Source organism: Novosphingobium sp. NDB2Meth1 (assembly GCF_900117425.1).
In the GTDB taxonomy this organism is placed as follows: Bacteria; Pseudomonadota; Alphaproteobacteria; order Sphingomonadales; family Sphingomonadaceae; genus Novosphingobium.
The window spans coordinates 35766-51529 of the sequence record NZ_FPEH01000014.1 but is presented as its reverse complement, the minus strand read 5'-3'; the positions used below and the strand labels follow the sequence as shown (position 1 = coordinate 51529).

Below are 15764 nucleotides of genomic sequence, written 5' to 3'. Positions count from 1 at the left end.
CCTCGCTCTTGCTTCTCCCAAGAACGGCGGAAGGCGGACAACCTTCAGGGGCGCCGGAAGCAATTTGCCGACACCCGGCAAGTGCTTGCCGGTTCGCCGCGCCGACTGCGCACGAAACCCCGCATTTCGGCGCTTGGCACGGCCTTTGCTGACCACCTGGCAGGAAAAACCGTCCCCAAGGCAAGATCCATGAGCGACACTCTTTTCGGTATCCACGGCGCAGCGCTCGAATTGCGTTCGCAGCGCATGGGCCTCCTCGCATCCAACCTCGCGAACGCCGGGACCCCCGGCTACAAGGCGAAGGACATCGACTTCGCTGCTGCGCTCAAGGCTCGCACCGGCGGCGCAAGCGAGGCAGAGGCGATGTCTGCCGCTACGCGCTACCGCATGCCGGTGATGCCCAGCCTTGATGGGAACACCGTCGAGATGGCGACCGAGCAGACCGCCTTCGCCGAGAACGCCGTCGGCTATTCCGCCACGCTTTCCTTCATCCGCGGCCGGGTCGAGACGCTCACCCGCGCCATCAAGGGTGAATGACCATGGCGGGCAATGGTCAACCCCTGTCGCTGTTCGACGTCACTGCCCGCGCCATGTCCGCGCAGCTCGTGCGCATGAACGCCTCCGCCTCCAACCTCGCCAATGCGGGCAATGTCGCCGCCAGCAAGGACGCGGCCTACCGCCCCTTGCGCCCCGTCTTCGCCGAAGAGCTCGATCGCTCCAGCGGCCTCGCCACCGTGCGCGTCACCGGGGTCTACCGCAGCGATGCCGCACCGGTGCGCATGCATGATCCCGATCACCCGCTCGCAGATGCCAATGGCGACATCTGGGAGGCACCGGTCGATGAGAACGCCGAGCTGGTCGAGATGATGGAAAGCGCCCGCCAGTACCAGAACGTGGTCGAGGCCATGCAGACCGCCAAGCAACTGATGCTCGAAACGATGAGGATGAAGTGATGATCCCGATCAATCCCTACACCGCGGCAGTCGCCGCCTCCACCGCCACCGGCGCCGCCAAGGCTGCTGTCAGCACCGCAAAAAGCGCGTGGGGTTCCCTCGGAGCCAACGACTTCATCAAGCTGCTCACCGCGCAGCTGCAGAACCAGGACCCCACCGCGCCGGTCGACAACAGCCAGATGATCGCCCAGCTCGCCCAGTTCTCCAGCCTCTCCGCGGCGAACAGCACGTCCGACACGCTGAAATCGATCGAAGCCAAGCTCGACAAGCTCACCGGCCAGAAGATCTGAGAAAGGACCCCCGCATATGTCTTTTTACACCTCGCTCAACGGCCTCAAGAACGCCCAGACCGATCTCGGCGTGATCAGCAACAACATTGCCAACGCCGAAACCAACGGGTTCAAGAAGAGCACCGTGGCTTTCTCGGACATCGTCGCGGGCAGCGCCTTCACCAACCCCAAGCTGCTGATCGGCATCGGCGCGACGGTCGAGGCGATCAACCAGAACTTCAAGCAGGGCCCGGTCGAGCAGACAGGCAACGCGCTCGATCTCGTCGTCAACGGCGACGGCTTCTTCACCACCCGCTCCGCGATCACCGGCGATACGCTCTACACCCGCAATGGCGCCTTCGAGATCGACGAGAACGGCTATCTGCTGCGCGGCGGCAACCGGCTGCAGGTCTTCCCGACCGATCCGGCTGGCGCGGTGACCGGCACAGCGCTGCAATCGGTGCAGGTCCCCGCGGTCAATGCCGCCGGCGCGCAGTTCGCCGGGGTTGCCGTTGGCAAGAACGGCGTGATCACCGCCTCCTATGCGGATGGAAACAACACCGCGATCGGCATGGTCGCGCTCGCGACATTCATTTCGCCGGGCGGTCTGCGCCAGGAAGGTGCGGCCAACTGGAGCGCCACCGGCATCTCCGGCGCCGCCACCTATGGCCAGCCTGACGAAGGCTTCTACGGCGGGATCACGTCGGGCGCACTTGAGCGCTCGAACGTCGATCTCTCCGAGGAAATGGTCGGCCTGATCACCGCGCAGCGCAATTTCCAGGCCAATGCCAAAGCGATCGATACCGCCACCCAGATCTCGCAGACCATCATCAACCTGCGCACCTGAGGCTGAACCGGCACCATGGACCGCCTGATCTACACCGCCTACTCCGGCCTGGCCGGCTCGATGGTCACCCAGCAGGTGATCGCCAGCAACATGGCCAACGCGCAGACCATCGGCTTTCGCGCCGAGATGCTCAACGCCGATCCGATGACGCTGAAAGGCCCCAGCATCGAGGCCCGCGCGATGACGCGCGGCGAAGTGCGGGGCGCCAACATGAAGCAAGGCGCGGTGATCGAGACGGGCAATCCGCTCGATATCGCGCTCACCGGACGCACCATGCTCGCGGTACAGGGCGCGAACGGCGAGGAAGCCTATACCCGGCGCGGCGATCTCTCGGTCGATGCGACCGGCGTCCTCACCAATGGCGATGGTCGCCCCGTGGTGGGCGATGCCGGGCCCGTGACGGTGCCGCCCGGCGCGCGCATCAGCATCGCGCCCGACGGCCGCGTGCTGGCCGCCGCGCCGGAGAATCCGGACCAGCCCCCGCAGGAAGTCGGCCGCATCAAGCTCGTCAGCACTGCCGGCTCGGCTATCGAGAAGGGCCTTGATGGGCTCTTCCGAGTGCAGGGTGGCGGCGCGCTCCCCGCGGACGAGGAAGCGAAGCTCCAGCCCGGCAGCCTCGAGCAATCCAACGTCGAGCCAACCCGCGTTCTCGTTGAAATGGTTGAGGCACAGCGCCTTTTCGACATGCGCACCAAGCTCATTTCCACCGCGAAGGAGCTTGATGAAGGCGGCTCCGGCCTGATGCGCCTCACCTGATCTGACCCCATCCAGTCAAGGACTTAAGCCCCATGCCCTCCTCCGCCCTTCACGTCGCCCGCACCGGTCTCGAAGCGCAGGACACGCGGATGCGCGTGATCGCGAACAACCTCGCCAACGTCGGCACCACCGGCTTCAAGCGCGACCGTGCCAATTTCGCGACGATGGCCTATCAGGACGCGCGCACCGCCGGGCAGCAGTCTTCGGGTGAAACGGCCTATGCCACCGGGCTCAATCTCGGCACCGGCGTCGGCATCCAGTCGACCACGCGGATCACCACGCAGGGGCCGATGCAGACAACCGGCAACGCACTCGATCTCGCACTCGATGGCGACGGCTATTTCCAGGTCACGCTGCCGGGCGGCCAGCTCGCCTATACCCGCGCGGGCAATTTCAGCCGTTCCGCAGAAGGCCAGCTTGTGACAGCGCAAGGCTTTGTCGTGCAGCCCCCCATAACGATCCCGGAAGGTGCGACTTCGATCACGATCGCGCCTGATGGAACTGTTTCTGCCACGCTTCCTGCGACTGCCGAACCTTCACAGCTTGGACAGATCACTATCGCCAGCTTCGCCAATCCCGCGGGGCTCGCGGCGGGCGGGGACAACTTCCTGACCGAGACCGCGGCCAGCGGCGCCGCACAGATCGGCATTGCCGGCGAAGTCGGGCGCGGACGCATTCGGCAGGGTTTCCTCGAAAGCTCCAACGTCAACGTCGTCGAGGAACTGGTCGACATGATCGAGACCCAGCGCGCCTACGAGGTCAATTCCAAGATGATCTCGGCGGTCGACGAAATGCTCAAGAACGCCAACCAGACCCTCTGACGGAAGCACCCAGCATGATGGATTCCCCCTTCGAAGCCGCCTTCCGCGCTACTGTCGATGGCAAGCCCCTTGGCATGAAGCTTCTTGTATGCCTCCTCGTGCCGCCCGCCGTGGTGCTCGCCGCTATCGCGCCAGATCACGCACACGGCAAGCCGACCCGCCCCGCCGAAGGCTTTGGCGCCGTGCTGCCGCAGGCCCCCGCGCCGCGCCCGGCGGACGGCGCGATCTTCAACGTTGCGGCAGGCTATATCGGCCTCGCCGAAGGCCGACGCGCGCATGCGGTGGGCGATCCGCTGACGATCATCCTCACCGAAAACCTCAATTCGTCGAAGACCGCCGCTTCGAAAACCCAGAAGAACGGTGGCTTCAACATCGTCCCGCCCAGCGCCGGGCCGCTGTCGTTCCTCGATCCCAACGCCCTTAAAGCTTCGGGCGGATCGTCGTTCAACGGGCAGGGGAATGCCACGCAGACGAGCACGCTCGGCGGCGAGGTTTCCGTCACCATCGCCGAAGTGCGCCCCAATGGTACGGCGCTGGTCGTAGGAGAAAAGCGCTTGCTGCTGAGCCAGGGCCAGGAATGGGTGCAGTTTTCCGGCATCGTCCGCCTCGGCGATATCGATGCGGACAACCGCGTGCGCTCGACCCAGGTCGCCGATGCGCGGGTGAACTACACCGGCAACGGCTCGATCGGCCGCGCCAGCCGCGAGGGCTGGCTCGCAAAGTTCTTCAGCGTGATCAATCCGTTCTGATGATGCCGTTTTCCCCCCTCTTTCGCGGCCTTTTGGCCCTCCTTGCGGCGCTCATGCTCGCCCAGACGCCCGTTTATGCCGACCGCGTGCGCGATCTCGGCGCGTTTCAGGGCGTGCGGACCAACCAATTGACGGGTTACGGCGTCGTTGTCGGCCTTCCCGGCACGGGTGACGACAACCTCGAATACATCACGCAGGCGATGCGCGGCGTCTCGGGCCGTCTCGGCGTGCAGCTGCCGCAGGGCATCTCGCCCGGCCTCAAGAACGCCGCCGCCGTGCTCATCACCGCCGATCTCCCCGCCTTCGCCAAGCCCGGCCAGCGCATCGACGTGACGGTCTCGACCATCGGCAAGGCCAAGTCCTTGCGCGGCGGCGCGCTCATCCTCGCCCCGCTCTACGGCGCGGACGGGCAGATCTACGCGATGGCGCAAGGCAACCTCGCCGTCGGCGGCCTCGGCATCACCGGCAAGGATGGCAGCCAGCTCACGGTCAACGTCCCCACCGTTGGCCGCATTGCCGAAGGCGCCAGCGTCGAGCGCGCGGTCGCGACCGGCTTCGACAGCGGCGACGTGCTGCGCTGGAACCTGTTCACCGCCGATTTCCTCACCGCCAGCCGCGTCCGCGATGCGGTCAACGCGCGCTTCCCCGGCGCGGCGACGGTTGAAGACGGCATCACCCTCGCCATCCGCTTGCCCCAAGCGACCGACACCCGCGCGACGATGATGGCCGCGATCGAGATGATCGAGGTGAACCCTGCCGAGAAGGCCGCGAAGGTCATCGTCAACAGCCGCACCGGCACGGTCGTGATCAACAGCGCCGTGCGGCTATCTCCCGCTGCGATCAGCCATGGCAAGCTCGTCGTTAAGATCGACGAGAAGCCGCAAGTCTCGCAGCCCGCCCCGTTCAGCCGCGGCCAGACTGCGATTACACCGTCGAGCCAGATCAGCGCCGAGGAAGGCCAGGCCCATGTCGCGCTGTTCAAGCCCGGCGCCTCGCTCTCCAGCCTTGTCGATGCGCTCAACAAGCTCGGCGTCACCCCGTCGGATCTCGTCGCGATCCTCGAGGCACTCAAGCAGGCTGGCGCGCTGCGCGCGGAGATGGAGATCATATGAGCCCGCTCGCCCCGGTCCCCGCACCCGCAGCCCCATCCGCATCAGATCGCGCCGCGCTCAAGAAGGCCGCGCAAGGCTTCGAGGCGATCTTCGTGCGCCAGATGCTCGCCGCCGCGCGCGCGACCAGCCTCGCCGGCGATGATCCGATCTTCGGCGGCCAAGCACAGGAAACCTTCACCCAGATGCGCGACGAGCGTTTCGCGGACATCGCGGCACAGGCCGGCACCTTCGGCCTCGCCAGGCAGCTCGAAGCGCAGTTCGCGCGCCTGCTGCCCCCGGCGAAAGCGGAGTAAGCCACCATGGCCTCAGACCTCCTTTCGATCGGCCTGTCCGGCGCCAAAGCGGCCAGGATCGGGCTCGATGTCACCGCGCAGAACATCTCCAACGCGGGGACGGACGGTTATGTCCGCCGCGCCATCGGCCTCGCCGAGGTCGCCTCTACCGGCTACAACCAGAACGTGCGGGACGTCTCGCTTTCGGGCGTGCGGGTGGAAAGGATCGTGCGCAACGCCGATGCCTTCCGCCAGAGCGAGGTCCGCCGCACCGGTGCGGAAACCGCACGCGCCAATGCCGAAGTGAAGGGCCTGGGCAATATCGAATCCGCGCTCGAGCAGTCCGGCGTCTACCCCGCCATCACCGGCTTTGAATCCGCGCTGCAGAAGCTGAAGGAAGACCCGGTCGATACATCGCTGCGCGCCTCGGTGATCGAGGCCGCACGGACGATGACCGCCACGTTCCAGATCGCGTCGAAGGAAATGGACGCGGTTGGCAAGGGCCTGCAGTTCGAGGCGGCCGACGGCGTCACCCAGATCAACCGCATCGCGGGCGAGCTCGCGCGTACCAACTTGCGCCTCGCGCGCGCCGCTGATGCGAGCTCGGACCAGACCGCCCTCCTCGACCAGCGCGACAAGCTGCTCGCCGACCTCAGCCAGTACGGCGATATCGGCACCACCTTGGCGCAGGACGGCAGCGTCACCGTCACGCTTGGCAGCACTTCACCCGCCACGACGCTGGTAAGCGGCGGCAGCACCACTGCGCTCGCGCTTACCACCGCCGCCGATGGCACCGTGGACTATACGCTTGGCGGCACCCCCCTTGCCCTCGCCGGCGGATCGCTCGCGGGACAGCAACAGGCGCTGGACAAGCTGGCGCAGCTGCGCGGCGATCTTGACGGCCTTGCCGGGTCCATCGTCACCACCGTCAACAGCGCGCAAGGCGGCGGCACCGACCGTGATGGCAATCCGGGCGCAAACCTGCTCTCGGGCAGCAGCGCCGCAACCATCGCGCTTGCAACGGGTGATCCGGCCAAGATCGCCACCGCCCCGTCCGGCGCGCCCAAGAACAGCCGCGATGCGAGCAATCTCGATGCCCTGCGCAGCGCGCTTTCCACCGCCGATCCGGCGGGCAAAATGGACGCGATCCTGTTCGATATTTCGGCCACCGTCTCGGGCCGCACCGTCACCCGCGATGCGCTCGCGACGATCTCGGATGCCGCCAAGACCGCGCTGGCCGCGCAGACCGGTGTCGATCTCGATGCCGAGGGCGTCAATCTCGTCCGTTACCAGCAGGCATTCCAGGCCTCGGGCCGGGTGATGCAGGTTGCGGCGTCGATCTTCGATTCGCTGCTCCAGATCCGGTAGAACGCGCATGAGCATCTTCGCCACCAGCACCGCTGCCTTCTTCGACCGCTCGACGCAGAACCTGTCCGCGCTGCGCGGGCAGGCTGAAGATCTGCAGAACCAGATCAGCTCGAACAGCAAGATCACCCGCTCGTCCGACGACCCGCTCGCCGCCTCGCAGCTGCGCGCGCTGGCCCGCGCGGAAAGCATCGGCACGATCGACACCGCAGCGACCAACCGCGCCACGGTCGATCTCAACCTCACCGACACCGCGCTCAACCAGTTCGCGACGTATGTCAGCCGCGCGCAGGAACTGGCGACGCAGGCGGCCTCCTCGCTGCTCCCCGCCGCGCAGCGCGCCAGCATCGCCTCGGAGCTCGCCCAGATCCACAAGGGCCTCGTCGGCCTCGCCAACACGCGCGACAGCGCCGGGCACGCGCTGTTCGGTGGAGACAGCCCCGGCGATGCCTACCAGATCAACGCCGCCGGCCAGGCGCAATACATCGGCAGCGGAAGCGCCGGCCAGCTTTCGCTGGGCGACGGCCAGACCGTCAGCCGTAGCCTGACCGGCCCCGAGTTCCTCTCGTTCAAGGATCCGGCGGGCAACCAGACCGATCTGATGACCGTGATCAAGTCGCTCTCCGACGCGCTTGCCGGGGGCGGCGCCAGCACCGCCGCCACGGCACAGGCGGCGCTGGGTTCGCTCGCCAATGGCCTCGATGCGATCACCACCGCGCAGACCGTCGTCGGCTCGCGGCTCAGCTGGATCGATCTTTCGACCGAGCGTCAGCAGGCGATGAGCGAGGCCCGTGCCTCGCAGCAGGAGGATATCGGCACGCCTGAGCTGGGCTCCGCGCTCGCCCGCCTGCAGCAGCTTTCCACCGTGCTCGAAGCGAGCCAGGCCAGCTTCACCAAGCTCGCCAACCTATCGCTGTTCGACTTCCTGCGCTGATCCGACCGGGACCACCCAAGCCATGTATGCAGCCATCGGTATCGTCATTCTCCTCGTTATGGTGTTCGGTGGCTTCGCCATCACCGGCGGCGCGCTCGGGCCGGTGATGGAAGCCATTCCGCACGAAATGCTGATCATCGGCGGCGCCGCGCTGGGCGCGGTCGTCACCGGCAATTCGCTCCATGAGATCAAGGCGATCGGCGGCGGCCTCGGCAAGGTGTTCAAGGGCCCCCGGCACAGCAAGCAGGACCACGTCGATGCCATCGTGCTCTGCACGCGTCTGATGAAGATCCTGCGCAGTGATGGCCCGGTCGCGCTTGAAAGTCACGTGACCGACCCCGCCAACTCGCCGATCTTTGCCGAGTTTCCCAAGATCCTCGCCAACAAGCCGCTCGTCGCGCTGATCTGCGACACGCTCACGCTGATCGTCGTGTCCTCCGGCACGCTCGAGGTCCACGCCGTCGAGGACGTGATGGACCATTCGATGAAGACGCATTTCCATGAAATGAGCGAGCCGCAGCACGCCTTGCAGAACCTCGCCGACGCACTGCCCGCATTGGGCATTGTCGCGGCGGTGCTCGGCGTGGTGAAAACGATGGGCTCGATCGACAAGCCGCCCTCGATCCTCGGCGCGATGATCGGATCGGCGCTGGTCGGGACGTTCATGGGCGTGCTGCTCGCCTACGGCATCGTCGCCCCGCTTGCAGGACGCCTCAAGCAGGTGCTCGATCAGGACGAGATGATCTTCCAGGCCGTCAAGCAGGTGATCATCGCGAGCCTCCACGGATGGCCGCAGCCGCTCGTCGTCGAAAGCGCCCGCTCGGGGCTGGGCCACTCGTTCCGCCCGGGCCTTTCCGAACTGCTCGACGCATTGCGCGGCCGATAAGCCATGGCCAAGCCAGCCAAGGGCAAGAATGAACCCGTTCGCCCAATCATCGTCAAGAAAGTCACCGTCGTCGAAGGCGGTCACCACGGCGGCGCGTGGAAGGTTGCCTATGCGGACTTCGTGACCGCGATGATGGCGTTCTTCCTGCTCATGTGGCTGCTCGGCGCGACCACCGAAAAGCAGCGCAAGGGCATCGCCGACTATTTCACGCCCACACTCGTCAAGATGAAGGAAGGCAGCGCCGGGTCCTATGGCCTGCTCGGCGGCTCCTCGCTCACCGATACCGACAGCTATCAGTACCGCGCCGGGCAGACCGGGACCAAGACGCTGACGATCCCGCGCGATGCGACCGGCGGCCCCAAGGACGGCGGTACCAAGGCCAAGCGGACCGCCAGTCTGCAGCAGCGGCTGCAGCAGAAGCTGGCGGCGAGCGCCAACTTGCGCAAGCTCGCCAAGCAGGTCCACGTCAGCCAAACGCCCGAGGGCATCCGGCTCGATCTGATGGACGATGCCAAGTTCTCGATGTTCCGCCTCGGCACGACGATCCTCACGCCTGATGCCGCAGAACTGGTCCGCGCGATCGGGCAGGCGCTCGGGCCGGACAATTCCGCCCTCACCGTGCGCGGCCACACCGATGCGCTGCAGTGGAAGCCCGGAGACCCGGCCAACAACTGGTCGCTGAGCGCCGGCCGCGCCGAAACCACGCGCCAGGCCCTGATGAAAAGCGGCGTTGCCGAGGGCCGCTTCCGCCGCATCGAAGGCGTTGCCGATCAGGAGCCGCTGATCGCGGACAAGCCGACCGATCCGCGCAACCGGCGGATGAGCATTCTGCTGATGAATTGAGCCCAAGCACGCGCGGCGAGAAACGCCGTTCTTGTTTGCAAGCCCGGCTAGGCAGCACTTCCACCGAGAAACAGCTGAGCCGGCACTTCGAAAGCTCCATCGGCCGACAGCCGATGTGGGAGCGCGAAATGGCTGATCTCGACTTCATGACCCTGCCACATGAAGTGCAAACCGCGACCGATGGAGAGAGGTAGCCGCCGCCCCGGTCTTGCCAGCAGATCGGGCTGTGGTTTTCGTCCGACAATGATGTCGTGCGACAAGTCCCAGTAGCGACCGCCCTCCAGGCCTGTGGCGATCCAGCAATGCATGTCGTTGGCGGTGGTTTCGCCTTCCGGCCAGAACACCCCGGCAACATAGGCGGCGGGCAATCCGGCACTGCGCAGGGCTGCCACTGCATACGTGTGGATGTCCACACAGCTGCCCCGAGTCACCCCGCAAGACAAAACCGGAACCGCACTGGTTCCATCGGTGAAGCGGCCCTTGCCGTGACCGTACCGAAACGACGAGGCGGCATGTGCAATCACCGCTCTCTCCTGTCCCGCTTCGTCAAGTCCTGCGACCAATCGACTGACATGGTGCGCCAGGCCGGGTGACGCGCGGGAAAGTGCATGCTCCGGCGGATGCCACAGCCAGCTTTGGTCCCGCTTTTCATCTGTCCTCATCCAGTCATAGCGGGCGGACGGCGCGCTGCACGTGGCGCGCGCCACCACAGCGCGCTGCGGGCCGAAATTTCCCGGTACCAGATCCAGCAATTCCAGACCCTCGACCGTCAGTTCCGAGGTGAGCCCAAACAGATCGAGCGGGCCGGGGAGGAGAAATAGCTCACCCGGGCTCGCCTTGAACTCGATAGTCGCAGACCCCGGTGCGAGATCGATCATGCGGAGCAGCAGGATGAAGGCGTTGTCTCCGGCGCGGGAGCGGCAGCTAGCGCCTCGACAATGCTCTGCCCCCGGTCCTCGCCATAGACCGCGATCGCCCCCATCGTGCGGTAGGCTTCCCACACGATGCCACTGGGATCGACGGCCCAGTGCTTGTCGGACTCCGCGTAACAGCATCGGGCGCACGTCTCGGGCTGTGACGCGATGTTGGCGCGACCGAGCCGTTCGTAGACCTCGGCGAGTTCGTCCTCGGTTTCCACCTGGACGCCAAGGTGATTGAGGCCGGTTGCGTTGTCATCCTTGCGCGAGATGGCAAAGTTCACTCGCGGATCATCGAGGAGCCACTTGGCATAATCCGGCTTGTTGACCACCGGATCAGCTCCGAACAACGCGGAATAGAAGGAGATCGAGGAGGCGAGCTCATCGACGGACACGTGAACATGCAGGCGCTTCATGGATGCTTCTCCTCACAGGAAGATCAAAGTGAAAGGGCAACGACGTCCACCGGCTCGCACACCCGGGCGCGCCCTTCGCAACAGTCTTTGGTGAGAAAGGTGACCAGCTTCGACATGCCGTCATAGTTGGCGCCATAGACGATGGAGCGGCCTTCGCGGTGCGAGGTGACCAACCCGGCGCGCGAAAGAATGCCGAGATTGGTCGAGAGCGTATTGGCAGGACATGCAAGCAGGCGGGCCAGTTCTCCAGCTGGCAAGCCCTCGTCACCAGCCCGCACCAGCAATCGGAATGCGGCAAGCCGACCTTCGTGGGCCAGCGCAGCCAAGGCTTCTATAGCTTTCTTTGATTCCATATTTCTGGAAATATCGAATAATTGAATGATGTCAAGCCTGTCGATATCCGGATCGGTGCAAATCGCAGGCTTGCACCCTTGCTTTCGAGACGCCTAGCGTCTCCCATCACCAGCAGGGAGGGGAACGACATGATCAAGCGGCGCGCATTTCTGGGCGCGGCTGCAGCTGGCACTGGCCTCCTCGCCGCCCGCGCCGCTGCCGCACCCATCCTCTCGGCCACCAACTTCGGCCTCACGCTCGCGCAGGCCCAGCGCCGAAACGGGTGGATCGAAGTCGATGCTGCCGCGTTCGAGGCCAATATCGCGACATTGCGCGCCATGGTCGCCCCTTCCCGCATCTGCGCGGTGATGAAGGCAGACGGCTACGGGAACGGTATTGCGCTGCTGATCCCCTCGATCATCAAGGCCGGCATCACCGACGTCGCGATCACCTCGAACGACGAGGCCCGCGTTGTCCGCCAGCTGGGCTATCGCGGGCGGCTCTACCGCATCCGCCTCGCGCATCCGGAGGAAATGGAGGACGCGCTGGGCCTCGGCCTGGTCGAACTGATCGGCAATCCCGAGGCGGCCGCGCGGCTCGAGGCGATCTGGCTGAAGCGCCGGGCGCGGTTTCCGCTGCCGGTCCACCTTGCGCTCAACGCGGGCGGCATGTCGCGCAACGGGGTGGAGCTATCCACGGAGTACGGCAAGACCGATGCCCGCGCGCTGCTGGCGCTCAAGGGACTGCGGATTGCCGGCGCGATGACGCATTACCCCAGCGAGGAAGCACCCGACATCCTTGGTCAGCTGGCGCGCTACAAGGAGGATCTGGCGTGGCTGCAAGGCGAAGGCCTCAAGACCGAAGGCCTCACCCGCCACACCGCCAACACTTTCGCTACGCTCACCCAGCCCGATACCCGGCTCGACATGGTCCGCGTCGGCGGCGCGCTTTATGGCGATCCCGGCTCGGTGAAGACGAGCGCCTTCATTCCCGTCCCCACGATCAAGTCGCGCGTGGCCGCCGTGAACCACTACCCCGCCGGACAGACGGTGGCCTACGACCGCACGTTCCGGCTGGAGCGCGAAAGCTGGCTGGCCAATGTGCCGATCGGCTATTCGGATGGCGTGCGGCGCGGCTTCAGCCATGCCAACCGGCCCGAATTTCCGGCCGAAAGCAAGAACCACACCGAGGTCCTGATCCGTGGGCGCCGCGCGCCCATTGTCGGCCGGGTCACCATGAACACGCTGATGGTCGACGTGACCGAGCACCGCGATGTCTCGCTCGACGATGAAGTCGTGCTGTTCGGCGCGCAGGGTGCGGACCGGATCACCCAGGCCGAGTTCGAGGCCAATTCCAGCGCCTATGCTCCTGAAATGCTCGCCGTGCTCGGCGCAACCCTGCCCCGCGTATTGAAGCCGCTCTGAACAGGAAAAAGCCCGGCGATCCGTGGAGGGATCGCCGGGCGAAGGTGCCAGCCCGGTGGAGAACGGGCTTGCAGGGGGGAGCTGGGACTTAGCGCAGCAGCGAGAGGACGTTCTGCTGGCTCTGGTTGGCCTGCGCGATCATCGCGGTCGAAGCCTGGCTCAGGATCTGGGCCTTGGCCATCGCGGTCGTTTCAGCCGAGTAGTCGGTGTCCTGAATACGCGAACGGGCGTCCGACAGGTTGGTGATGTTGTCGTTCAGGTTGTTGACGGCCGATTCCAGACGGTTCTGGCCGGCACCGAGCGTCGCACGGGTCGAGTTGACGTTGGCGAGCGCGTCGTCGACGTTGTCGATCGTGGTCGAAGCCTTGGCAGCGTCGGTCACGTCGAGCGCCTGCGTGGTCGAAGCGGCGTCATAGGCCGTGTCGGTGCCGCCGAACAACTTGGTGCCGTCGAAGGCCTTCGAGACGATGTCGACCGTGTCGGTGGTGTTCGCACCGGTCTGGATCGAGAACGTGACATCATCGGTCGCCGCCGGCGTCGCGCCGACCACCGCAAACACGTTGTTGCCGTTGAACTTGGTGTTGTTGAGCACGTCCGAGATCTGGGCGTTGAGATTGCCGACTTCCGACTGCATCGCGTCGCGGTCCGACTGCTGGTAGGTGCCCGACTTCGACTGGACGGCCAGTTCGCGGACGCGCTGCAGCATGTTGGTCACTTCGTTGAGCGCACCTTCCGCGGTCTGCGCAAGGCTGATGCCGTCGTTGGCGTTGCGCACGCCCTGGCTCATGCCCTTGATCTGCGAGGTCATCGTGGTGGCGATGGCGAGGCCCGCCGCGTCGTCCTTCGCGCCGTTGATGCGCTTGCCGGTCGAGAGGCGTTCCATTGCCGTGCCGGCCATCTTGGCCGCCGAGTTGGAAGCGTTGGCCGCCTTGATGGCGCCGATGTTGGTATTGATAACCGCCATGGTCTGTCTCCGTATGAGAGGGGTCGTTCCCCGGTTGACGCCGGTCGGGGATCGACGCGGCAGCCACGGCAAAGACCGGCAAGAAGCTGCCGGGTTTAAGGGGGCGGTCGGCAGCGATCTGCCGCATCCAAGTAGTAGCCCTTAGGGCAGGCGCGGAGCTTAAAGTTTCGGTCGGCTTGACGTTTTCGCGCGAAAAACAGCCCGTCACGATGGTTAAGACAGGGCTGATATTCATGAACACGGATCAGGCAGTGCGCACGACAGGAGGAAGCGCCGCCACCCCATCTTCGCCACATGCCGCCTTGCTTGCACGGGCGCGGTCGGTTTTGGGGAGCTTCACCGCTGCTGGAACCTATACCCTGCGCGGCGCGGAAGAGCCTGCCAGCCCCGGCCTGTTCGATCGCACCGTGCTGCTTTCGCGCAGCGCTGTGAATGCCATTACCCGCAGCCACGGCGGCCGCCACGATCTGGCCTATGCCGACAGCGCCGATCCCGCGGTGCTTGCCGCGCTGGTCGCCTGCGCCGCTCCTGCCGGCAGCCCCGTCGCCGCCGATCCCGAAACGCTCTCGGTCCTCGCGCTGGCCGAACGCCTTGCCGGAGCCGAGATCCCGGTCCTCATCAACGGCCCGACCGGGACCGGCAAGGAAGTGCTGAGCCGCTTCATCCACATGCGCTCGCCCCGCGCCGCTGCCCCCTTCATCGCGATCAACTGCGCCGCGATGCCCGAGACCATGCTCGAGGCCATGCTGTTCGGCCACCAGAAGGGGGCGTTCACCGGCGCCAACGCCGCCTCGGAAGGCTTCTTCCGCGCTGCCCACGGCGGCACCTTGCTGCTCGACGAGATCGCCGAGATGCCGCTGGCGCTGCAGGCCAAGCTGCTGCGCGTGCTGCAGGAAGGCGAAGTCGTTCCCATCGGCGCGACCAAGCCGGTCAAGGTCGACGTCCGCGTGATTGCCTGCGCCAACCGCGACCTGCCCAGCGAAGTCGAGGAAGGCCGCTTCCGCGCCGATCTCTACTACCGCCTCAACGTCTTCCCGCTCGAGCTCAGCGCACTGCGTGACCGCCCGGCCGATATCGCCCCGCTCGCCTTCGCCATGGTGCTGCGCCATGTCCCTCAGGGCCGGGCGGTGCCGTGGATCGGCGAGGCCGCGCTGGCCATGCTCGAAGCCCATGCCTGGCCTGGCAATGTGCGCGAACTCGAAAACGTCATGCGCCGCGCGCTGCTTCTGGCAGGCGATGCGGCCGAAATCGGCATGCAGCACGTGGTGTTCGACCGCCCGGTCCGCGCCGCCGGTGAGAACACTCCTGCCGATATCGTGCCGCTGAACGCAGGAACGGTCCCCGGCGGCAAGCTGTCGAACATCGTCCAGCTCTCGGAAACCCGCGCGATCCTCGCCGCGCTTGACAGCTGCGGCGGCAGCCGCGTCGCCGCAGCGCGCAAGCTCGGTATCTCGGAACGCACCTTGCGCTACCGCCTCGCCGAATTTCGCGAGAACGGCATTGCCGTGGCAGGTAGCCGGCGATGAGCGGGCCAAATGCCCTTGGGGGGGGGATTGGCGGAGGAGCCGGGGGGCTCCAGCAGATCATGGCGCTGCGCCAGCAGATTATCGATCGCTCGCAGCTCCTCCAGCAAGTCCGCACGCCTGCCTCGGGCGCGACCGAAGCTGCACCCGAAGCGCCTGCAAATGGCTTCACCTCCGCGCTGAAGTCGGCGCTCGATAACGTCAACGCGGTGCAGGAGAACGCCTCGAAGCTGAGCGAAGGCTACGACAAGGGCGAAGTGACCGACATCGCCAAGGTCATGCTCGCGCGGCAGGAAGCCGGCGTCGCCTTCGAAGCTACGCTGCAGGTGCGCAACAAGCTGCTCACCGCCTATCAGGACATCATGAGAATGGGGGTCTGA

Annotated in this window: 20 protein-coding genes; 16 read left to right on the top strand and 4 right to left on the bottom strand. The window is 65.8% G+C overall.

Annotated elements, in window-relative coordinates; translation table 11 throughout:
- Positions 1–189 precede the first annotated feature (189 nt).
- From flgB to NDB2M1_RS07170, 13 genes are read left to right on the top strand one after another with little or no spacing between them, the layout of a single operon-like run.
- Positions 190–537: a flagellar basal body rod protein FlgB gene (gene flgB, locus NDB2M1_RS07230; protein WP_054121522.1), complete on the top strand. Its 348-nt coding sequence runs from the start codon at positions 190–192 to the stop codon at positions 535–537.
- Between the two features lie 2 nt (positions 538–539).
- On the top strand, positions 540–953 hold the full coding sequence (gene flgC / locus NDB2M1_RS07225; protein WP_072380962.1) for a flagellar basal body rod protein FlgC: 414 nt from the start codon (positions 540–542) through the stop codon (positions 951–953).
- Positions 953–1243 carry a flagellar hook assembly protein FlgD gene (locus NDB2M1_RS07220; RefSeq protein WP_054121520.1) on the top strand — a complete coding sequence of 97 codons (291 nt, stop codon included), beginning with the start codon at positions 953–955 and terminating at the stop codon, positions 1241–1243. Before flgC ends, NDB2M1_RS07220 begins: the two co-directional genes overlap by 1 nt.
- Before the next feature lie 16 nt (positions 1244–1259).
- Complete coding sequence (locus NDB2M1_RS07215) at positions 1260–2069, top strand: flagellar hook-basal body complex protein (protein ID WP_072380960.1); 810 nt, start codon at positions 1260–1262, stop codon at positions 2067–2069.
- 15 nt (positions 2070–2084) lie between these two features.
- Positions 2085–2825: a flagellar basal body rod protein FlgF gene (locus NDB2M1_RS07210; RefSeq protein ID WP_072380958.1), complete on the top strand. Its 741-nt coding sequence runs from the start codon at positions 2085–2087 to the stop codon at positions 2823–2825.
- 32 nt (positions 2826–2857) lie between these two features.
- Positions 2858–3646 carry a flagellar basal-body rod protein FlgG gene (gene flgG / locus NDB2M1_RS07205; RefSeq protein WP_072380956.1) on the top strand — a complete coding sequence of 263 codons (789 nt, stop codon included), beginning with the start codon at positions 2858–2860 and terminating at the stop codon, positions 3644–3646.
- A 14-nt stretch (positions 3647–3660) separates the two neighbouring features.
- Positions 3661–4395 (top strand): flagellar basal body L-ring protein FlgH, encoded by a 735-nt coding sequence (locus tag NDB2M1_RS07200; RefSeq protein WP_072380955.1) that lies wholly within the window; start codon positions 3661–3663, stop codon positions 4393–4395.
- Complete coding sequence (locus NDB2M1_RS07195; protein WP_072380953.1) at positions 4395–5507, top strand: flagellar basal body P-ring protein FlgI; 1113 nt, start codon at positions 4395–4397, stop codon at positions 5505–5507. Before NDB2M1_RS07200 ends, NDB2M1_RS07195 begins: the two co-directional genes overlap by 1 nt.
- Positions 5504–5800, top strand: a complete 297-nt coding sequence (locus tag NDB2M1_RS07190) for a rod-binding protein (RefSeq protein WP_072380951.1) — start codon at positions 5504–5506, stop codon at positions 5798–5800. The genes NDB2M1_RS07195 and NDB2M1_RS07190 overlap by 4 nt, the downstream gene beginning before the upstream one ends.
- A 6-nt stretch (positions 5801–5806) precedes the next feature.
- Complete coding sequence (gene flgK / locus NDB2M1_RS07185; protein ID WP_072380949.1) at positions 5807–7147, top strand: flagellar hook-associated protein FlgK; 1341 nt, start codon at positions 5807–5809, stop codon at positions 7145–7147.
- A gap of 7 nt (positions 7148–7154) precedes the next feature.
- Positions 7155–8078, top strand: a complete 924-nt coding sequence (locus tag NDB2M1_RS07180; protein WP_072380947.1) for a flagellin N-terminal helical domain-containing protein — start codon at positions 7155–7157, stop codon at positions 8076–8078.
- Between the two features lie 22 nt (positions 8079–8100).
- A complete protein-coding gene (motA, locus tag NDB2M1_RS07175; RefSeq protein WP_054121512.1) occupies positions 8101–8964 on the top strand; it encodes a flagellar motor stator protein MotA in 864 nt (287 codons plus the stop codon).
- Positions 8965–8967: 3 nt separating this feature from the next.
- Positions 8968–9807 carry a flagellar motor protein MotB gene (locus NDB2M1_RS07170; protein WP_072380945.1) on the top strand — a complete coding sequence of 280 codons (840 nt, stop codon included), beginning with the start codon at positions 8968–8970 and terminating at the stop codon, positions 9805–9807.
- A 47-nt stretch (positions 9808–9854) separates the two neighbouring features.
- Here the strand turns inward: NDB2M1_RS07170 and NDB2M1_RS07165 are convergent, their stop codons facing one another.
- From NDB2M1_RS07165 to NDB2M1_RS07155, 3 genes are read right to left on the bottom strand one after another with little or no spacing between them, the layout of a single operon-like run.
- On the bottom strand, positions 9855–10685 hold the full coding sequence (locus NDB2M1_RS07165; protein ID WP_072380943.1) for a transglutaminase-like domain-containing protein: 831 nt from the start codon (positions 10683–10685) through the stop codon (positions 9855–9857).
- On the bottom strand, positions 10682–11140 hold the full coding sequence (locus NDB2M1_RS07160; protein ID WP_072380941.1) for an ArsI/CadI family heavy metal resistance metalloenzyme: 459 nt from the start codon (positions 11138–11140) through the stop codon (positions 10682–10684). Before NDB2M1_RS07160 ends, NDB2M1_RS07165 begins: the two co-directional genes overlap by 4 nt.
- A gap of 23 nt (positions 11141–11163) precedes the next feature.
- Positions 11164–11466 carry an ArsR/SmtB family transcription factor gene (locus NDB2M1_RS07155; RefSeq protein WP_371328194.1) on the bottom strand — a complete coding sequence of 101 codons (303 nt, stop codon included), beginning with the start codon at positions 11464–11466 and terminating at the stop codon, positions 11164–11166.
- Between the two features lie 156 nt (positions 11467–11622).
- Here NDB2M1_RS07155 and alr point away from each other — a divergent pair, with 156 nt between their 5' ends.
- Positions 11623–12897, top strand: a complete 1275-nt coding sequence (gene alr, locus NDB2M1_RS07150) for an alanine racemase (protein ID WP_072380937.1) — start codon at positions 11623–11625, stop codon at positions 12895–12897.
- An 88-nt stretch (positions 12898–12985) separates the two neighbouring features.
- On the opposite strand, the gene NDB2M1_RS07145 is transcribed toward alr, so the two are convergent.
- The gene (locus NDB2M1_RS07145) at positions 12986–13861 is read right to left on the bottom strand and encodes a flagellin N-terminal helical domain-containing protein (RefSeq protein ID WP_072380935.1); all 876 of its coding nucleotides are present in this window, start codon (positions 13859–13861) and stop codon (positions 12986–12988) included.
- A gap of 233 nt (positions 13862–14094) precedes the next feature.
- Here NDB2M1_RS07145 and NDB2M1_RS07140 point away from each other — a divergent pair, with 233 nt between their 5' ends.
- Both NDB2M1_RS07140 and fliE read left to right on the top strand, forming a co-directional pair.
- Positions 14095–15387 carry a sigma-54 interaction domain-containing protein gene (locus NDB2M1_RS07140; protein ID WP_083554718.1) on the top strand — a complete coding sequence of 431 codons (1293 nt, stop codon included), beginning with the start codon at positions 14095–14097 and terminating at the stop codon, positions 15385–15387.
- A 59-nt stretch (positions 15388–15446) separates the two neighbouring features.
- Positions 15447–15764, top strand: coding sequence for a flagellar hook-basal body complex protein FliE (gene fliE / locus NDB2M1_RS07135; RefSeq protein ID WP_371328193.1), 318 nt, complete (start codon positions 15447–15449; stop codon positions 15762–15764).